Here is a 934-nt window from a genome sequence, read left to right as displayed (position 1 = left end):
AGAGCGATCAGCCGCTGCTGCGCACTGGCCACTTCCTCGATCTCTCCGCCCACCCGCGCGCGGACTGGAACCAGCTGTGGCTGCTGGGTGAAATCCACCACGAAGGCAAGCAGCCCCAGGTGCTGGAAGAGTCCATCACCAGCTTCGGCGGCCAACTCCCCTCTCCCTCCGGGAGAGGAGCCGGGGGTGAGGGTCCATCCGCCAACTCGGACACCTTCAACCAGGGCTACCGCAACCGTTTCAGCGCCACCCCCTGGAACACCCCCTGGCGCCCACCGCTAGACCATCCCAAGCCACGCATCCTCGGCAGCCAGAGCGCCGTGGTTACCGGCCCCAAGGGTGAAGAGATCCACTGCGACCAATACGGCCGGGTGAAAGTGCAGTTCCACTGGGACCGTGAAGGCCAGGCCGACGACACCACCAGCTGCTGGCTGCGCGTCAGTTCCAGCTGGGCCGGCGACCGCTATGGCGGCATCGCCATCCCGCGCATCGGCATGGAGGTGCTGGTCACCTTCCTCGAAGGCGATCCCGACCAGCCGCTGGTCACCGGCTGCCTGTACCACAAGGAACACGTCGTTCCCTACGACCTGCCGGCCAACAAGACCAGGACCGTCTTCAAGACCCTCAGCAGTCCGGGCGGAGGCGGCTACAACGAACTGCGCATCGAGGACCGCAAGGGCCAGGAGCAGATCTACATCCACGCCCAGAAGGACTGGGACGAGAACGTCGAGCACGACCAGAAGATCCGCATCGGCCACGAGCGCCACGACACCGTCGAGGCCAACAGCTACACCGAGCTCAAGGCCGAGGAGCATCGCACCACCCACCAGGACCGCAAGACCGAGGTCCGCGCCAACGACCACCTCACCGTGGCGACCACTCAGCATGTGAAGCTGGGTACGGGGCAGTTTGTCGAGGCCGGCAACGAGATCCA

Annotated in this window: 1 protein-coding gene; it reads left to right on the top strand. The window is 65.5% G+C overall.

What is annotated here, in order from left to right:
- A partial coding sequence (gene tssI / locus N7607_RS23055) for a type VI secretion system tip protein TssI/VgrG (RefSeq protein ID WP_279924052.1) occupies nucleotides 1-934 on the top strand: 934 nt, incomplete at both ends.

It is taken from the genome of Pseudomonas sp. GD04019 (genome assembly GCF_029837695.1).
Classification (GTDB): domain Bacteria; phylum Pseudomonadota; class Gammaproteobacteria; order Pseudomonadales; family Pseudomonadaceae; genus Aquipseudomonas.
The sequence above is the reverse complement of the archived record's forward strand: the minus strand, read 5'-3'. Positions and strand labels throughout refer to the sequence as shown.